The following is a 1,248-nucleotide window of genomic DNA, read 5'->3' as shown; positions in this document are numbered from 1 at the left end:
GGGAGGGTGATGATCAGGAGGACGAGGCTGACGGTGATGTCGAAGCCGCGGCGCAGGGCGGCGGCGGCGAGCCCCTCCGGCCGCGCCTGCACCGTCAAGAGCCAGTCCGGCGCCAGCAGGTCGCAGGCCACGCGGTTGTGTCGGCATTCATGGAATTCCGCTGGGCTCAACAGGCGAGTTCCTGCCTTGGCGCAGGCTTGGCGCGTTTCGTCATTCAGCAGCTCCGGTGGTGCCACCACGGCCCAGACGTGCTGCGCCCGCAGCCGGCGCGGCTCGCGCAGCAGTGCGGTGGCATCCTCCCCGGCGCGCAGTGCGGCAACGGCGAAGACCTCGTTGCTGTCGGTGGCGGCGCCTTCCACCGGCGTCAGCAGCAGAATGCGCCGGCGCAGCAATCCGCGCCGCAGCAGCAGCAGGAAGGTGACGCGCGTCAGCGCCACCGCGCCAAGGCAGCCCAGCAGCACTTCCGGCAGGATGCCAGGGGGCACGGTGGGGCGGCCAGCGGGATAGGCGATGCGCAGCACCAGCCATGTCGCCAGCACCAGCAGCCCGCCTGCCAGGGCGCAGCCGGTCAGCATGCGTTTCTGCCCGGAGACCAGTGCGGGCTGGTACAGGCCGCTCGCGCCGCAGACCACGCCGCAGCAGAGCGCCAGGGTCGCGGCCACCAGGGTCGCGCGGACATGGTTCACGGGATATTCGGCGGAAGCCCCGACGGCGATCAGGGCATAGACCGCCAGAAAGACCATCAGGCATTCCGACAGGTACAGCAGCACAAGTTCGGAACGGATGTTGTGACCGAACATGCTCGTCATAGCCGGGCCTCACGGGGGGATTTGGCTTCAAAACGATAGCACTTCGTGAGAGGTTTCCGAAAGAGAATCGTCAGTACACGGATGTTGCGCGGAACGAAAACTGAATATGAATTATGAAAAAATTGCCGCTGAGCGCGATTAAATTGCAAGAACACAATAGTGAGTTACAGGAGTGCCGTCATTTTTCATGACGGAACTTGTGGCGGAAGTGTAAATATTCGATTGCAGATCGAATTTGTTCTGTTAACGTCTGGTCTAGCCGGGATGCAGTCTGGTGGCTCAGCCGCTCGTGCAGCACCGGCGACCTCACGCGAAGCAGAGCCGCCCCATGGCAATCCGTTTCCGTCGAATGTCTCTGGGCCTGTTGTGCGTGGCGGGTTTATCCGCCTGTGCGGGGCAGGACAGGCTGCCGCCGACGGTGGCGGCCCGCACGGTCAAT

The 1,248-nt window shown here is 64.3% G+C and carries 1 protein-coding gene; it reads right to left on the bottom strand.

What is annotated here, in order from left to right; all coding sequences use genetic code 11:
- The coding region (locus tag EBE87_RS28255; protein WP_147426313.1) for a hypothetical protein at nucleotides 1–809 on the bottom strand (809 nt) is incomplete at its 3' end.
- Nucleotides 810–1,248: the final 439 nt, after the last annotated feature.

The sequence above is a fragment of the Teichococcus wenyumeiae genome, assembly GCF_003696345.1.
Taxonomy (GTDB): Bacteria; Pseudomonadota; Alphaproteobacteria; order Acetobacterales; family Acetobacteraceae; genus Pseudoroseomonas; species Pseudoroseomonas wenyumeiae.
The sequence above is the reverse complement of the archived record's forward strand: the minus strand, read 5'-3'. Positions and strand labels throughout refer to the sequence as shown.